This window comes from Streptomyces melanosporofaciens, assembly GCF_900105695.1.
In the GTDB taxonomy this organism is placed as follows: Bacteria; Actinomycetota; Actinomycetes; order Streptomycetales; family Streptomycetaceae; genus Streptomyces; species Streptomyces antimycoticus.
This window is the reverse complement of sequence record NZ_FNST01000002.1, coordinates 9,116,066-9,131,105: the sequence shown is the minus strand read 5'-3', so window position 1 is coordinate 9,131,105 and position 15,040 is coordinate 9,116,066. Positions and strand designations below refer to the sequence as shown.

Sequence of the window (15,040 nt, the reverse complement as noted above, 5' to 3'; positions counted from 1 at the left end):
CAGTCCGGCACACCGGCAGGCGGCCTGGCGGGCGCGGTCTCGATGGCCGGCGGCGGCCGAGACGCGGCAGGCGATGGTGCTCGCGAGCGCGGATCTGCTGGACCGGGTTCAGTCGGCGGCGCGGCAGGCGGGTGAGCTGTCCCCGGCGCGGGAAGCCGCGGTGGGCTCTCACTGTGCCGCGGTGGCGGAGGTTCCCGGGCTGGCCGAGCGATTGGTGCGGTACGCGGTGCTGGCCGATCGGCAGGCCGGGGTCGGCTGGGCGCGGATCGGTGCCGCCTTCGGGATCGGCGCCGAGGCGGCCAGGCGCCGCTTCGGGCGGGTGCGGCACGTCGCACAGGAGGAGCAGGGGACGCGGGACGATGCCACGCCTGCCGCCGGCTCCGGTATGGAGCTGCTGGATGCGTTCCTGTGCACGGCGGTACGGGAAACGGGCGCGTCCACGGGCCTGGTGTATCTGCTGCCGCCGGGCGGGCGGGTGCTGCGGCTGGCCATGATGACCGGGGTGCCACCGAAGATCGCCGAGCTCTGGGAACGGTTGCGGCTTCGGGCTTCGGGTCCGTTGGCGGACGCGGTGCGTGAGCGGCGCCTGGTATGGCTCGCCAGCCAGGCGGAGCTGGCGCGCCGCTACCCGAAGGCAGCGCTGGTATGGCCCTACCCGGTGGCGCTGGCCGCCGCACCGATCACATCCGGCGCCACCGCTTGGGGCGGACTGGTGCTGCTGTGGCCCGGTCCGCGCCGGCCGCACCTGAGCGCCCATGAGCGCGCCGTGATCGACTCCACCTGCGACCGGGTGGGGGCATTCTTGCGGTATGCCGCCGAGGACGGGCACCCGATAGCGCCCGAAGAGCCGCACGTGGCGGCCCCGCCGCGGCCTGGACCGCCGGGCCGGTCCAGGCACAGGCCGCGGTGGACTTCGCCGACCGTCTCCCGGAGGGCTGTTGCGCGCTGGACGTGGCGGGCCGGATCACTTTCCTCAGCGCCACCGCCGCCGATCTGCTCGGCGGGAGCGTCCCGGATCTGCTCGGCGCGCCGCTGTGGGAAGCGCTGCCATGGCTGGACGACCCGGTCTTCGACGACGGCTACCGGGCCGCGGTGCTCGGCCGCAGGCCCACGTCCTTCACCGCCCTGCGCCCGCCGGACCGGTGGCTGTCCTTCCAGCTCTGCCCGGATGCCTCCGGTGTCAGTGTGCGCGTCTCCCCCACCGACGACACCGCCCCGATCGACCGCCCGGCGTGCGGGCCGGACATCGCCACACCGACACGGTCCGGCAGGCTGTACGACCTGATGCACCTGGCCGGCGCGCTCACCGAGGCCGTCAGCGTTCAGGACGTGGTGGAGCTGACCGCCGACCTGATCCTGCCCGCCTTCGGCGCCCAGGGCTTCGTCCTGTCCGTGGCGGAGGGCGACCGGCTGCGTGTCGTCGGCCAGCGTGGCTACCCACCCGAGGTCATCAGCCGCTTCGATCTCCCCGCGTTCCGGGACGACTCGGCCCCCACCGTGCGCGCCGTGACCACCGGAGCACCCCTGTTCTTCGCGTCCCCGCACGAGATGAATCAGCTCGCTCCCGACATCCCGCGGCTGACCAAGAGGGCGGCCTGGGCGTTTCTGCCGCTGCTGGCCTCCGGTCGCCCGGTCGGCTGCTGCGTGGTCTCCTACGACCGGCCCCACGACTTCACCCCGGACGAACGCGCCGTCCTGACCTCTCTCGCCGGACTGATCGCCCAGGCCCTCGATCGCGCCCGGCTCTACGACGCCGAACACCAGCTCGCCCACGGTCTGCAGTCCGGCCTGCTCCCCGCCGCCCTCCCGACCGTGCCCGGGCTGGAGGTGGCGGCCCGCTATCTGCCCACGGCGCGCGGCATGGACATCGGCGGCGACTTCTACGACCTCATCCGCTGCGACGCCACCACCGTCGCCGCGGCCATCGGCGACGTCCAAGGCCACAGCGTGAACGCCGCCGCCCTCATGGGACAGGTCCGCACCGCCGTCCACGCCACCGCCGGGGCACATCCCGGGGAAGTCCTCGCCCGCACCAACCGCCTGCTCACCGACCTCGACCCGGGCTTGTTCACCAGTTGCCTGTATGCCCATATCGACCTGGCACGCCACGTTGCCCACCTGGCCACCGCCGGGCACCCGCCCCCGCTCCTGCGCCACCCCGACGGGCACACCGAGGTCCTCCATCTGCCACCCGGCCTCCTGCTGGGGATCGAACCCGACGTCGACTACCCGGCCACCGAGATCCCCCTGCCGCCCGGCGCCGTGCTGGCCCTCTATACCGACGGCCTCGTCGAGAGTCCCGACGTCGATCTCGACGACGCGACCACCCACCTCGCCGACCAGCTCACCCAAGCCCGTGGCCAGCCCATGGACACCCTCGCCGACGCCCTCATCCACCACGACCCGCACACCGATCCCCACAGCGATGACATCGCCCTGCTCCTGCTCCACCCGCAAGCGGTCGTCGGATGACAGGGCCATCGTCCGGCTCGAGCCGTCGCCCGGCTCGCCGAGCCCGCGCCTTCAGCGTCGCGCCCGCGCCCTGTGCGATGGGACGAGACGCTCGCCGGACACGAGCGTGCCGGCCTGCTTGATCTGCTGCAGCAGAGGAGAGACCTCCATGCTCTGGAGGCCGGACAGCGACCCGATGCGGTCCGAGGTGTACTCGAACAGTTCGTCGAGGTCGCGGCAGTGCGCGACGGCTTGGAGGTTGTAGGGCCCGGAGACGGCCGCGGCGAAGGCTATGTGGGGTTCCCGCGCGAGTATGCGGCCGATGTCCTTGACCGCCGTCGGGTGCGCGCGGAGCCAGAGGTTCGCCCGAGCGTGATAGCCCAGTGCGGCCGGGGCGATCTCGACATCGATGTGGACGACCCGGCGCCGGAGCAAGGCGTGAAGACGACGTGATGCGCGCCCGGGCGTGAGGTTCGCCGCCGCGCCGAGATCGACGAGGCCGGCGCGACCGTCCGCGGCGAGAAGGTCGAGCATCTTCTCGTCCTCGGGGTCGAGGTGCACGGGAACGCGAGGGACCACCGGGGATTCGGTGAAAGGGGCGCCATCGCTCCCGAGCGCCGACTCCTGCTGTGGAGTCAGCGTGCCGCGCAGCGCGGCCCAATAGTGGCCGCGGCCTCCGACGAACTGACGCAGTATCGCGGACGCGTTGATGTCGATGACGGCCGCGGTGCGTGGAAGCCGCCGGCCGAGGAGGTCCTCGCGCTGTTCCCGCGTCCGCGACCGGACCGCGCAGGTGATTTCGGAGCCCGCGGCGCCGAGGGCCACCCAGCTGACATCGTCGCGCTGCGCGAGTGCGTCGGCGATCGCCGTGACACTGCCGGGGCGGCACCGCAGTCGCACCAGCCACCGGCTCTGTCCCAGCGCCCCCGGATCGACGACACCGGCCACGCGGATGACGCCATCGGCGAGCAACCGGCGATAGCGGCGGCCGACGGCGCCCTCGGAGAGGCCGAGCACCGCCGCGATCGAGGCGAACGAGGCCCGCGGAGCCACCTGGAGTGCGCGAATGACCCGCACATCCTCGGGCTGCACACCGGCGGATTCGGCCATCAGCGCTCCTGTCATGAGGGCGATCGTACAAATCCACGCCCTGGACGTGCCCCGAGTGCGATGGATCGGCAAGGCTTGCGGCGCATCAGGGGTGCCGCCCGTGGCGGTCGGCACTCCGCAACTCGAAGCAAGAGAAATAAGGGGATGACGCGGAATGTCGTCAACTGACGCGGACCGGCACCCGCCAACCGCTCTCATCGTCGGGGCGTCGCGCGGTCTCGGACACGCGGTGGCGGCCGAACTCTTCGACAGGGGATGGAACGTCATCGGCACGGTACGGGACGCAACCGCTCGCACCCTCCTGCACGACCTCGCGGACCGCTCCGACGGGCGCGTCAACGTCGAGCATCTCGACATCAACGAGCCCACACAGTTGGCGCCCCTCCATGAGCGTCTCGCCCCACGCACACTCGACATGCTCTTCGTCAACGCGGGGACCACGAACAACGAGTCGACGCCGATCGGCGCCGTTCCGACAGCCGACTTCGTGGACGTGATGGTCACCAACGCGCTCAGTCCGATGCGCGTCATCGAAGCACTCGAAGACCTCGTCTCTCCGAGCGGACTCATCGGGGCGATGTCCTCCGGGCAAGGCAGCATCACGAACAACACGACCGCATCGCGCGAGGTCTACCGGGGCAGCAAGGCAGCGCTGAACATGTTCCTGCGCGGCTTCTCGGTCCGGCAGGCCCAACAGCACGAAAGCCGGCGCGCGTTCGTCCTCATGGCGCCTGGCTGGGTCGGCACCGCCCTGGGGGGACCGGACGCGCCACTCACCATCGGCGAGAGCGTCCCGCGGGTGGTGGACGTTCTGCTGTCGAGGCTGGGGAAGCCCGGTCTCGCGTATCTGGATCGCTTCGGTCAGACCGTCCCATGGTGAACCCCGCCCCGGGAGGGGACACAGGGGGCACCGCTCACTCCGCTCCGTTGGCGACAGCTCCCCGTTCGATCGCCAGCCGGGTCAGTTCGACCCGCGTGTTGATATCGAGCTTGGTGAAGATGTGCTTCATGTGGGTGTTGACGGTGTGCACGGACACATAGAGCCGGTCGGCGATGGCTCGGTTGGTGAGACCGTCCACGACCAGCGGGATCAGTTTCCGCTCGGATTCGGTGAGGGTGCCCCACCCCGGGGGGCCGGTCGTGTGGTGGCGTGGGGCGCCGGTGCGCACACCGAGCCGGCGAAGGCGCCGCCGGATCCGTTCGTGATCGCGCAGGGCTCCTGAGGCCGACGCCAGCTCACCCGCCTCCTCGAAGTGCGGGATCGCCGCCGTCGTATCGGCCGAGGTGGCCAGGAGTTCGCCGAGGTCCTCGCAGGCCGCGGCCAGGGCCAGCGGCCTGTCACCGCTCCGGTAGGCGTTGATCGCGGACGCCAGCGCTCGGGGGTCGCGGTGGAGCAGGCCGTCCACATGGGCGCGGACCGCCCCCATGATCTGCTGGCTGTCGTCCCGCGCGAGCAGGGTGCGCAGTGCGTCGGACACGGACTGTGCGGCCGACGAGTCGGCGCCACGCAGCGCAATGCGCACGATCCCGGGCCAGTGGGACGGGCCCACCGTGAGCAGCCGCGTCGGCTCACCGTCCCCGAAGCCGCCCGTGAGTGCTTCCGCCGCGGCGCCGTCCTGGCCCTCCGCGTCCGCCAGGCAGGCGCGCGCGAGCACCACCCACAGGCCGTACCGCTGGGTGTGGGTGCCGGAATCGGCTTCGGCGGCGCGGAGATGGTCCCTGGCCTTGACGAGGTCACCTCGTCTGGTCTCCACCAGTGCCCGTACGGAGTGGGCTCGCGGATTCGGGTGAGTGATCTCGAGTTCGTCCGCCACCATCAGACTGGCCTCGGCCTCCACGGCCGCGTCGTCCAGCGCTCCCTGTTCGAGGAGCGCGCAGGCGCGGGCGGCATGCCAGTGCGGAAGCGACCAGCCCAGGCCCCGCGCCTCCGCTTCGCGCTGTCCGTCCCGCAGAATCCGCTCGGTGTCCGCGAGCCGGTCGGTGGCGGTCAGCACCATGGCCAGCCACAGCGCCGGAATCCGCGGGGGGCGCAGGTAGAACCCGGCGGATTCGGTGCCGGTGTGTCCGGCCGCCGCCTCCGCGAGTTCGAGGGCGCGGGCGAGGCGGCCGCGGTAGAAGGAGGTCTGTGACCGGAACACCATGGCGCTGACGACGACGGCCGGATCGTCGCTGCGGTAGGCCTCGGCGACCAGCCCGGTGTCGGTCTGCTCGGCGGCGGTGATGTCCCCGAGGTACACATGGCCCGTGGCCTTGGTCTTCAGCAGCCGGACGCGCACGTCGGACGGCAGCTCGGGCAGGTCCAAAGCCCGCCGGAGGTGGGTCATCGCGGCGGCGTCGTCGCCCGCGGCCTGGTGGATCTCGGCGGCCGCCAGGCGCAGGCATGCCTCCTGCAGCGGGTCGGGACCGTCCGACAGGGTGGCGTCGACCAGGCCGAGCGCCTCGTGAATCCGGCGGGTCCGGCCGAGGTATTCGGCGGCGTCGGTCAGCAGGGCGATACGGCGCCGGTCGTGCGGGTGCAGCAGTGAGGCGATCCGCTGGGCCAGGTCCGCGGCCGCGTCGGGGGCGGACGGCGACAGTTCCTGTACGGCGGTGGTCAGCGTGGTCACGGCATCGTCGTCGACCGGGCCGCCCGCCATGACGACGTGCCAGGCGACCTCGGCCGACCGTGCCCCGATGCCCCGCAGGCTGTCGGCCGCCTCCCCGTGCAGTGCGGTCCGCACCGCCCGGGGCAGGTTCTCCTGGAGAGCCTGCCGGATGAGGTCGTGGCGAAAGGCGAGTCGCGGGCCGTCGGCCGAGAGCAGACCGGCACTCAGGGCGGCCTCGACGCCCGACAGCAGGCTGCCGACGCGCCTGCCGAGCATGCGGGCGGCCGTGCCGAGGTCGAACTCGCGGCCGAGGACGGAGCCGATCTGGAGCAGCCGCACGGCGTCCTCCGGGAGCCGGTCCAGGCGCGCGGCGACACTGCGCCGGAAACCGGCGGGGATACCGGGGTGCGGGAGGCTCGCCACGCCCGCCTCCCCTGTACCGGCGTCCGTCTCCGCGAAGGCGCGCACCAGTTCCAGCGCCAGGAACGGATTGCCCGCGACGCCACGCAGGAGCCGGGCCAGACCGGGTGACGGCCTCGTCCCGAGGACATCGGCCGCGATACGCAGCAGCTCCTGCTGTGGCAGGGGCCGAGGGTCAGCCAGCGGGCTCCGAGGTGTTCGAGGTCCTCCCGCACCCGGGCCACGGTCGGCCGCTCGGCTTCCGACCGCACCGCCAGCACCCACAGGATGCGCGAGGCGGCCAGTCGTCCGGGCAGCGTACGCAGGACGAAGAGGGTGGCCGGATCGGCCCACTGCGCGTCGTCCACGACCACGGCCACCGGGGCGCGCTGGGCCCGGGCCTCCAGGGCGTCCGCGATGCCGTCCAGCAGCCACAGCCGCTGGTCGTCGGTGGCCGCGACGGCTTGGTGGCAGTCGCCGGAGGGCTGCAGGGCGGACTGCAGGGCGGCGCCCGCCGCGTACTGGTCGAGTTCGTCGGCCCGTACGGACACCACGTCGAACCCGAACCGCCGCGCCATCTCGTCCAGCTCCGCGAGCAGCCGGCTCTTGCCGACGCCGGGCGCGCCCTCCACGACGACGTAGGCACCCCGTCCGCCACGCACCGTTTCCAGGTCCTCACGGACAGCGGCCATCTCGTGGTCGCGTCCTCTGAGGGGCAGCCCTGCCGAGGCCCCCTTGCCGCGCCCACGCGCCCGGTCGCCCGCGGGGTCTGTGCTGCGCATGGGGCAAGCATGCCGCACGGCCACATCGCCCTCAACGCCGGTGCCTGCGTGATCGACTCTTTCACCCGGGTGATTCCCGCCGCAGCGCCGTCCTGTCACCCCACCGCGACGCATGCTCCGAACCGTCCAGATCTCTTGCCCCTGGAGAGGAGCACGACGTGCGTACAGGCAAGGAATACCTGGCGGCGCTGAACGACGGCCGCACGGTATGGGTGGGTGACGAACTCGTCGAGAACGTGGCCACGCACCCCAAGACCCGGGCGTATGCCCGCAGGCTCGCGGACTTCTACGACCTGCACCACCGCCCGGAGCTCCAGGACGCCATGACGTTCGTGGACGAGGAGGGCGTCAGGCGGTCCATGACGTGGTTCCAGCACCGCTCCAAGGAGGACCTGCAGCGCAAGCGGCGCTACATGGAGACGGTGTTGCGGGAGCTCGGCGGCGGGGCGACCCCGCGCACCCCGGACGTCAACAACTACGTCCTGTTGACCTACGTGGACGACCCGGAGCCCTGGAGCAGCCAGTCCGTCGGCACCGAGGGCAGGGACCTGACCGAGGGGATCCTGGACTTCTGGCACGAGGTGCGGGAGGGCGACCTCAACACGACACCGGCGTTCGTCGACCCGCAGACGGACCGCTCGCGCGATTCCGCACAGGCCGATTCCCCGGCCCTGCAGGTGGTCGGCACCTCGGACGAGGGCATCACCGTGCGGGGTGTGAAGGCGATCAGCACCGGCGCGGCCTTCGGCGACTGGATCCACATCGGCGTCTTCTACCGGCCGGGCATTCTGCCGGAACAGATCATCTTCGGGGCGGTGAAGCCCAACACCCCCGGGGTCACCATCGTCTGCCGGGAGAGCAACGTCCGGGACGGCCAGGACATCGAGCACCCGCTCGCCTCCCAGGGGGACGAGCTGGACAGCGTCATCGTGTTCGAGGATGTGCTCATCCCCTGGAGCCGGGTGTTCCACATCGGTAACCCCAAGCACGCCTCGCTGTACCCGCAGCGCGTCTTCGACTGGCTGCACTACCAGGCCCTGGTGCGCCAGATGGTGCGCGCCGAGCTGATGCTCGGTCTGGTGCTGCTGATCACCGAGCACATCGGCACCTACCAACTGCCGCCGGTGCAGACCCGTATCGCCCGGTTCGCCGGCTTCCACCAGACGATCAAGGCGCATGTGATCGCCTCGGAGGACGAGGGCTTCACCACACCGGGCGGCCTCTACAAGCCGAACGTCCTGATGTTCGACTTCGGGCGGGCGTTCTACCTCGAGAACATCGCCGGCATGGTGCACGAGGTCGTCGACCTGGCCGGTCGTGCCTCGCTCATCTTCCCGACCGAGGGGCAGTGGCAGCGGCCCGAACTGCGGCCGTGGCTGGAGGCGCTGCAGACGGGGCCGGTCGGCAGGCCGCACGACCGGCTGAAGATCAGCCGCGTGATCCGCGACCTGTTCCTGTCCGACTGGGGCGACCGCATCAGCACCTTCGAGAACTTCAACGGCACGCCCCTGCTGGCGATTCGCACCCTCACCATGAAGCGCGCCGAGATGTCCCCGGGCGGCAGCATGGCGGACCTCGCGCGCAAGGTCTGCGGCATCGAGCCGGCGCGCGACGCCGAGGAGAAGGAGACCGCGTACACGGCTCAGGCGGACTACGCCCGGCGCCAGGACGCTTCCCGCAAGGACGCCTCCTAGCAGGAGGCCAGGGCCCGGATCAGAGCACACCGCACTCCCGGGCCCTGGCGATCGCTCCGCTCCTGTCGTGCGCGTCGAGCTTGCGGAAGATCGCCCGTACCTGTGTCTTGACGGTGTTGTGGGACACATAGAGCTCGGAGGCGATCTCCCGCAGGGTCAGCGGGCCGCACAGGGCGCGGAGCACTCGGCGCTCCCCCAGCGACAGGTCCTGGGGGCCGGGCACGGCGGGCGGCACGACCGCCTCGCCGCCGACTCGCCTCAGCAGGTCCGTCAGGACGCCGGGGGACTCACACCGGTCCGCCGCCCGCTCGGCCGCCTCGCGGGCCTCCCGCGAGGCGTCCGCGTCCTGCCGCGCGTTCTCCAGTCGCGCCCACATGACGTGGTACAGCGCGCGTACGTGGGGTTCGCCGCCGGTCCGGGGCGAGCCCGCCGGCGCCGCCTCCGCGTCGGCCAGAACCCGTTCGGCCTCCTCGATCCGTCCCTCTTCGAGGAGAAGGCCGGCCCGGCAGATATGAGCGGGGACGGCGACGAAGTGCCGGCTCAGACCCGCCGTCGCGGCCGCCTCCAGGGCCTCGTCGCTCAGAATGCGCGCGGGCTCCTGCCGTCCGGCCATCAGCGCGCACAGCGCCCGCAGTCCCAGCGCGCGAACGAGCGCCAGGCCATGACCCGCGGCGTGCGCGTCACGGGTCGCCTCGCCGAGCACCACCTCCGCTTCCTCGTACCGGGCGGTCCACAGCAGCGCGGCGCCACGGGCCGTACAGCCCAGGGCGCGCCAGGAGGTGAGCGGCATGGCTCCGGCGACGGCGGATTCGCCGAGCCGGTCGGCGGTCAGGACCTCCCCCTTCAGACAGCAGGCCACGGCCCGAGCGACGGCGGTCGCGTCGGAGACCGTGCTGCCTTCACCGATCGTCTCGGGTCCCGTCGCTCGGAGCTGGGCCACGTCCAGCCAGCGCCGGGCCGTTTCCGGGGCGCCCCCTGACAGGGCAGCCATCGCCGCCACGACGCACAGGCGTGCGTCGGCGGCGACCGTGCGGGGCGGCAGGAGACCCAGCCACTGCGAGACCCGCGCACTACGGCCCGCCGAGATCGTCTTCTCCCAGGCGTCGAGGATCGAAGTGCCGGCCGCCGACTCGTCGCCGCCCAGTACCCAGTGCCGTACGGCCTTGGTGGTCTCCCCCTGCCGCGCGTACCACCGGGCCGCGGACCGGTGCAGGGACACCACGGTGTCCGGCCCTTCGGAGGTGAGGGCGTCGGCGAGGAGCGGCGCCAGTGCCCGGTGGTGCCGGTACGCCGACGGATCGGCGGCCACGGGCACCAGCAGTTGCACGGTCCGGGCGAGTTCGCGCAGCAGTACGCCCGCCCGGTCCCCGGCGAGGGCCTGGCACGCCCCGGTGCTCAGCTCGTCGAGCACACTGGTGCGCAGCAGGAACTGGCGCTGTTCCGTGGTGAGCCGGAAGAGCACCTCGGTGGCCAGATACTCGGCCACCGCCTGCCTGCCGTGTGCCACGTTCCCCTCCGCGTCGGCCGGGTCGGCCGAGCGGGCGAGGGTGCGCCCCATGATGCACAGTCCGGCCGCCCATCCCTCGGTGGCCTCGTACAGCGCGCCGGCGATGTGCACGGCCGGAGCGGACCCGAGCAGGCCGGTGAGCACCTCTTGTGCTTCGCCGGGGGTGAAGGCCAGGTCGTGCTGGTCGAGTTCGGCGATCAGGCCCCGGGCGCGCAGAGTGGGAACGGGCCGTCCGGGAACGTGGCGGGTCGACAGCACGACTCGGAGACCCTGGGGCAGCCTGGTCAGGAAGTCCGCCAGGCTGCGGACCGCGTCCGCGTCCGTGATGGCTTCCAGTCCGTCGAGGATCAGCGTGAGCGGCCCCTCGCCGCCCAGGCCGGCCACCAGGCTCGGCAGGATCTCCTCGAGCCATGCGTCGAGCGTCCACTCGTCGCTGTCGAGGTGGACGGGCAGCTCCGGCCGTACGTCCCGCAGCGCCCGCAGGATGCCGGCCCAGAGTCGGCCCGGGGCGTTGTCGTACCCGTCCAGGCCGAGCCAGGCGCACTCTCCCCGGGCGGCGGGGCAGCGCGACCACTCGGTCAGGAGCACCGTCTTGCCCGCCCCGGCCGGCGCGGACACCACCACCACGGGCTCGGTCATCGCGTCGAGCCGGCGCAGCAGACGCGGGCGGGTCAGCAGATGCGGGGGCTGGACCGGGGGATGCAGCTTGAAGGCGGGTACGGAGTTGGTCATGGCACCTTTGCGTGGGGTCGGCGGGACGGGCTGAGCCCCCGACGTCCCTGGCCGGCCTCGTGAGAGCCGGACATCGGGGGCGGCGGGGCCGGTCACGGGCCCCGCGGCGGCCTCCTTTCGGGCCGCTGCCATACGCGCTAGTGGGGAGCCCCGAGCGTGCCGAAGCCGCCCGCGAAGTGGAGCAGCGGCCGGCACTCCGTCCGGTGGTCGCAGTAGCGGACGTCCCCCACGAAGATGGTGTGATCGCCGCCGGGGAGCGCCTCGGCGACATCGCACACGATCACCGCGATGGCGTCCTGGAGCACGGGCACACCGTGGTCGTCGAAGGTCTCGACGCCCGCGAACTTGTCCGGCTTGGAGGCGGCGAAGTTGCGCGCCAGGGCCTCGCTGTCCTCGCCGAGGACGTTGACGGCGAAGCGGCCGTGCTCGGCGATCGCGGTCCGGGTGTACAGGTGGTTGGCGATGCACACGAGCAGCTGGAGCGGGTCCAGGGAGAGGGCGGATACGGCGCTGGCCGTCATGCCGATGGGCGTGTCTCCTGAGCGTGTGGTGATCACGCTGACGCCCGTGGCGAGCCGGCTCATCGTGGCTCGGAAACCGACCGTGATGTCGAGGGTTTCAGTCATCGGGGGACCTCCGTGAGAGTGGGGCTGGACCCTGGTGCCTGCCATGCAGTGTGTGTCGCGGGCTGTTAACACCGGCGAAATCGGTTCGTGGGCCGCAGGCCACCGGGCGTCCACGCGGGCTGCCCGCTCATCGGCGCAGCCGGTCGACCAGGCGTCTGAGATCGGCGGACGGCGCCACGCCCAGCTCCTCCATGACGCGCAGATAGCCTCGGTACAGGTCGAGCAGTTCATCGTCCGAGCCGGCCGCCTCAGCGGCGCACAGGGCGACCCGCCAGGCCTGCTCCCGGTAGGGATCGCCGTCCAGCACATGGCGGGCCAGCCGACGGGCCTCCCGGACGCGGCCGAGGTGCAGCGCCACGGTCGCGGCGTCCACGCGGGCCTGCAGGAGGGCGGCGTCGAGTTCGGTGCGCCGGGTGTCGAGCCAGTGCGTCGAGAGGGAGTCGAAGTAGGCGCCGCGTTCGGCGATCTGCAGGGCGCGCCCCAGGGTGTCCCACCGGTGCTCGCCGTCCTGCCGTGCGGCTTCCGCCAGCAGCCGCTGGAGGGTTCCCGAGGCGCTGATGACGGCGGACGCCGGTGTCAGCCGGTACACATCACCGTCCTGGAGGAGCGACAGCCCGTCGGGCAGCACCTCGCGCAGCCGGTAGACGGCCTGCCGGAGGTAGCTGCGCCCGGTGGTGTCGCTCCGGCCGGGGAACAGCGCCTCCACCAGCGCCCGGCGCCTGGCGCCGGCCGCGGGCTGGTGCAGCAGATAGGCGAGCAATTCGACGCTCTTGGCCAGCCGCGGGTGGATCTCCCGCCCGTCGACGGCCAGCCGCACCGGGCCGAAGTCCTCGAGCGTCAGCCGGGGTACGGCGCCCCCGGTCACCGGTCTCGCGGTGGCGAGCGCGGACACCAGCTCGTGCCAGCGTGAGGAGTGTGTGGGTTCCGCGTCGGCCCGCCGCACGGCGACGGAGGGCATGTCCTCCAGCGCCTGCACCAGCAGATTGCGGGGTCCTTGGGTGGTGGCCACCTCCAGCGCCAGATCGGCGGCGGCGTCCGCGCCGTCCTCGTCGCCGGTGCGCCACAGCGCCTCGCTCAAGTAGACGGCCGCGGTGGGGAGTTCGACCCGTCGGCCGCCCGTGCGCATGGTGGAGACCGCGGTGGTGAGGTGGGGCACGGCGTCGTGGTCGCGGCCGGCCAGCAGCAGTTCCAGACCTCGCCAGGTGCCCGCCAGTTCCGCGGTGAACGCGTAGCGCGCGCACCCTCGGCGCTCCGCTTCGGCCAGGGCGCGGGCCGCTCGTGGCAGGTCGCGGTCCAGGCGCAGGGCCAGCTTCGCCTCCAGGAGCAGGCTGAGGATCTCGTACACCCGGGATCCGGTCGAGGCGATTCGCTGTCGCCCGGCCAGCAGTGCGGGCCACGCCTCGTCCCGGCGTCCGAGGTCCGCCATCAGCTCGGCGGCCTCGAAGGCGGCCAGCCAGACGGGCCCCGGCGCGTCTCCTACCGCCGCGTACGCCTCCTCCGCCTGGGAGATACGTCCTTCGGCGCGCAGCGCCGCGACCGTCCATGACGTGCCCGCCACTTTCCGCCAGGCGCCGGACATGCCGTCCCGCAGTTCGCGCAGGTGCCCGGAGCGGTAGGCGATGCGCATCACCATGGCTTCGAGGGGGCCCGCGACCCGGTCGAGGAGGTCCGGGGCGAGCTGGGGTGTGCTGTTGTCCGCCAGAGCCAGCACGGCCGCCGCGATGTCGCGAGGGTGCCCGGGCGGCATGACTTCAAGGATCTCGCGCGCCCCGTCGATCCTCCCGGCGTGCCACAAGCACCACACCAGCAGGGCCAAGTCCTCCTCGCCGCCGGGCTGTTCGGCGAGCGCGCCCCACCACGCACGACCGTGGTGGTCGGCCAGCTGCACACCTCGCCAGCACTGTTCGAGCCCCAAGGCGACGCGGAGCGCCGCCGAGGCCAGGCTCGGGGTGGGCGCCGGGCGCATGCGGTCGAGCCAGCTCTCGGCGGTCCTCAGGTCGAATCGCCCCAGGACCTCGGGCAGGGCCCGTTCCGCCACGTCCCGGGCGGCGGCGGTGTCGCCGCTCATGAGCAGCTCGGACACCGCGTCCTCGTGCCGCCCCCTGCCCTGGAGCAAGGTGGCGTACCCCCGGCGCAACACCCGCAGGGTGTCCGCGTCCAGGCCCTCGATCTCGCGCTGGAGATGGTGGCGGAACCGCGGCAGGGCGACCATCCGGCTCCCGTCGGAGGACCAGCTCAGCGGCAGCCGCCGGCCGCGGAGGGCGGCCAACGTCCGGTCCGGCGAGGCCAGTCCGAGGGCGTTCGCCTGCTCGGCCGTCACGCCGTCGTCCAGCAGGCTGGTGCGCACGAGCAGTGCTGTCTCCGCGGGCGTGAGCTGGGTCAGCAGGTCGGCCGCGAGGCATCCGTGCTGTACGGCGGAGGCCGAGGCGTCGGCGCCCCACCAGTCGTACAGGACTCCGCCGACCCACCCGCCCGTGGCCTCGACCAGCCGGGACGGGTCGTCGGCCCGGTCGACGGCCCGCAGGGCTTCGGTGGCCTCGGCCACGTCGAAGGCCAGGTCCCGGTCCTCGAGGAAGGCGACGCGATGGACATCGCCGAGACCTCCTCCGAAGCCGGGGGGCAGCTCCATACGCGAGATCAGGACCAGCCGCGGCCCGTCCGGCAGGTTCCCGGCCAGGGCGTCGAGCAGCCCCTGCGCACCGGGACGCCCGCCGATCGTCTCCACGCGGTCGAGCACCAGCACCAGTTCCGTGCCGGCCAGCGCCCGGGCGAGCAGGACGCCGATCTCCGACGCCGAGAGTCCTCGCTCCTGCGCGTCGGTAAGTGCGGCCGCCGCGGCCGGCGCATGGGGCTCGACGGCCGCCCGCAGACGGCGCGTCAGCGCCTCGGCGCCGGGATCGACATGGCCGGGCATCCGGGCGAGCGATACCCAGGCGACCGGCCCGGACAGCGCCTCGGCGGCCTGGACCGCGGCGGTCGTCTTGCCCGAGCCCGCCGAGGCGGCCATGACCAGTACGGGGTACTGGTCCAGCAACCGATGGATGCTCCGGACCAGCCTCGGCCGGGGTATGACATGACCGGGCAGCCGAGGCAGGCCACTACCCGCCTCGCCCGGGTCGTTGCTCCTCATGGATGACCGCCTCTCGACGGTGTG

General features: G+C 72.6%; 7 protein-coding genes and 2 pseudogenes. 3 read left to right on the top strand and 6 right to left on the bottom strand.

The window, feature by feature from the left end; all coding sequences use genetic code 11:
• Nucleotides 1-385: 385 nt before the first annotated feature.
• Nucleotides 386-2,472 (top strand): annotated as a pseudogene (locus tag BLV72_RS41705) (SpoIIE family protein phosphatase).
• 51 nt (nucleotides 2,473-2,523) lie between these two features.
• On the opposite strand, the gene BLV72_RS41700 reads toward BLV72_RS41705, so the two are convergent.
• Nucleotides 2,524-3,576 (bottom strand): Lrp/AsnC family transcriptional regulator, encoded by a 1,053-nt coding sequence (locus BLV72_RS41700; RefSeq protein WP_244321268.1) that lies wholly within the window; start codon nucleotides 3,574-3,576, stop codon nucleotides 2,524-2,526.
• Between the two features lie 139 nt (nucleotides 3,577-3,715).
• On the opposite strand from BLV72_RS41700, the gene BLV72_RS41695 reads away from it, so the two are divergent.
• Entirely contained in the window at nucleotides 3,716-4,441 is a 726-nt protein-coding gene (locus BLV72_RS41695; RefSeq protein WP_093468996.1) for an SDR family NAD(P)-dependent oxidoreductase, read from the top strand.
• 34 nt (nucleotides 4,442-4,475) lie between these two features.
• Here the strand turns inward: BLV72_RS41695 and BLV72_RS50680 are convergent, their stop codons facing one another.
• Nucleotides 4,476-6,569 carry a helix-turn-helix transcriptional regulator gene (locus tag BLV72_RS50680; RefSeq protein WP_244321267.1) on the bottom strand — a complete coding sequence of 698 codons (2,094 nt, stop codon included), beginning with the start codon at nucleotides 6,567-6,569 and terminating at the stop codon, nucleotides 4,476-4,478.
• A gap of 266 nt (nucleotides 6,570-6,835) precedes the next feature.
• A pseudogene (locus BLV72_RS50675) lies at nucleotides 6,836-7,327 on the bottom strand (ATP-binding protein); the annotation flags it as partial.
• A gap of 158 nt (nucleotides 7,328-7,485) precedes the next feature.
• Between BLV72_RS50675 and BLV72_RS41680 the strand changes: the two are divergent.
• Nucleotides 7,486-9,021: a 4-hydroxyphenylacetate 3-hydroxylase family protein gene (locus BLV72_RS41680; protein ID WP_093468992.1), complete on the top strand. Its 1,536-nt coding sequence runs from the start codon at nucleotides 7,486-7,488 to the stop codon at nucleotides 9,019-9,021.
• Nucleotides 9,022-9,040: 19 nt separating this feature from the next.
• Here BLV72_RS41680 and BLV72_RS41675 read toward each other — a convergent pair whose 3' ends face one another.
• From BLV72_RS41675 to BLV72_RS41665, 3 genes are all read right to left on the bottom strand, one after another.
• Nucleotides 9,041-11,260 carry a helix-turn-helix transcriptional regulator gene (locus BLV72_RS41675; protein ID WP_167746507.1) on the bottom strand — a complete coding sequence of 740 codons (2,220 nt, stop codon included), beginning with the start codon at nucleotides 11,258-11,260 and terminating at the stop codon, nucleotides 9,041-9,043.
• A 137-nt stretch (nucleotides 11,261-11,397) separates the two neighbouring features.
• Nucleotides 11,398-11,886 (bottom strand): flavin reductase family protein, encoded by a 489-nt coding sequence (locus BLV72_RS41670; RefSeq protein ID WP_093468989.1) that lies wholly within the window; start codon nucleotides 11,884-11,886, stop codon nucleotides 11,398-11,400.
• A gap of 127 nt (nucleotides 11,887-12,013) precedes the next feature.
• Nucleotides 12,014-15,016 (bottom strand): AfsR/SARP family transcriptional regulator, encoded by a 3,003-nt coding sequence (locus BLV72_RS41665; RefSeq protein WP_208905904.1) that lies wholly within the window; start codon nucleotides 15,014-15,016, stop codon nucleotides 12,014-12,016.
• Between the last annotated feature and the right edge of the window lie 24 nt (nucleotides 15,017-15,040).

Bases quoted from the DNA above. Each gene is read 5' to 3' on its own strand.
- BLV72_RS41700 (WP_244321268.1), bottom strand. From the start codon at position 3,576: ATGACAGGAGCGCTGATGGCCGAATCCGCCGGTGTGCAGCCCGAGGAT.
- BLV72_RS41695 (WP_093468996.1), top strand. From the start codon at position 3,716: ATGTCGTCAACTGACGCGGACCGGCACCCGCCAACCGCTCTCATCGTC.
- BLV72_RS41675 (WP_167746507.1), bottom strand. From the start codon at position 11,260: ATGACCAACTCCGTACCCGCCTTCAAGCTGCATCCCCCGGTCCAGCCC.
- BLV72_RS41670 (WP_093468989.1), bottom strand. From the start codon at position 11,886: ATGACTGAAACCCTCGACATCACGGTCGGTTTCCGAGCCACGATGAGC.
- BLV72_RS41665 (WP_208905904.1), bottom strand. From the start codon at position 15,016: ATGAGGAGCAACGACCCGGGCGAGGCGGGTAGTGGCCTGCCTCGGCTG.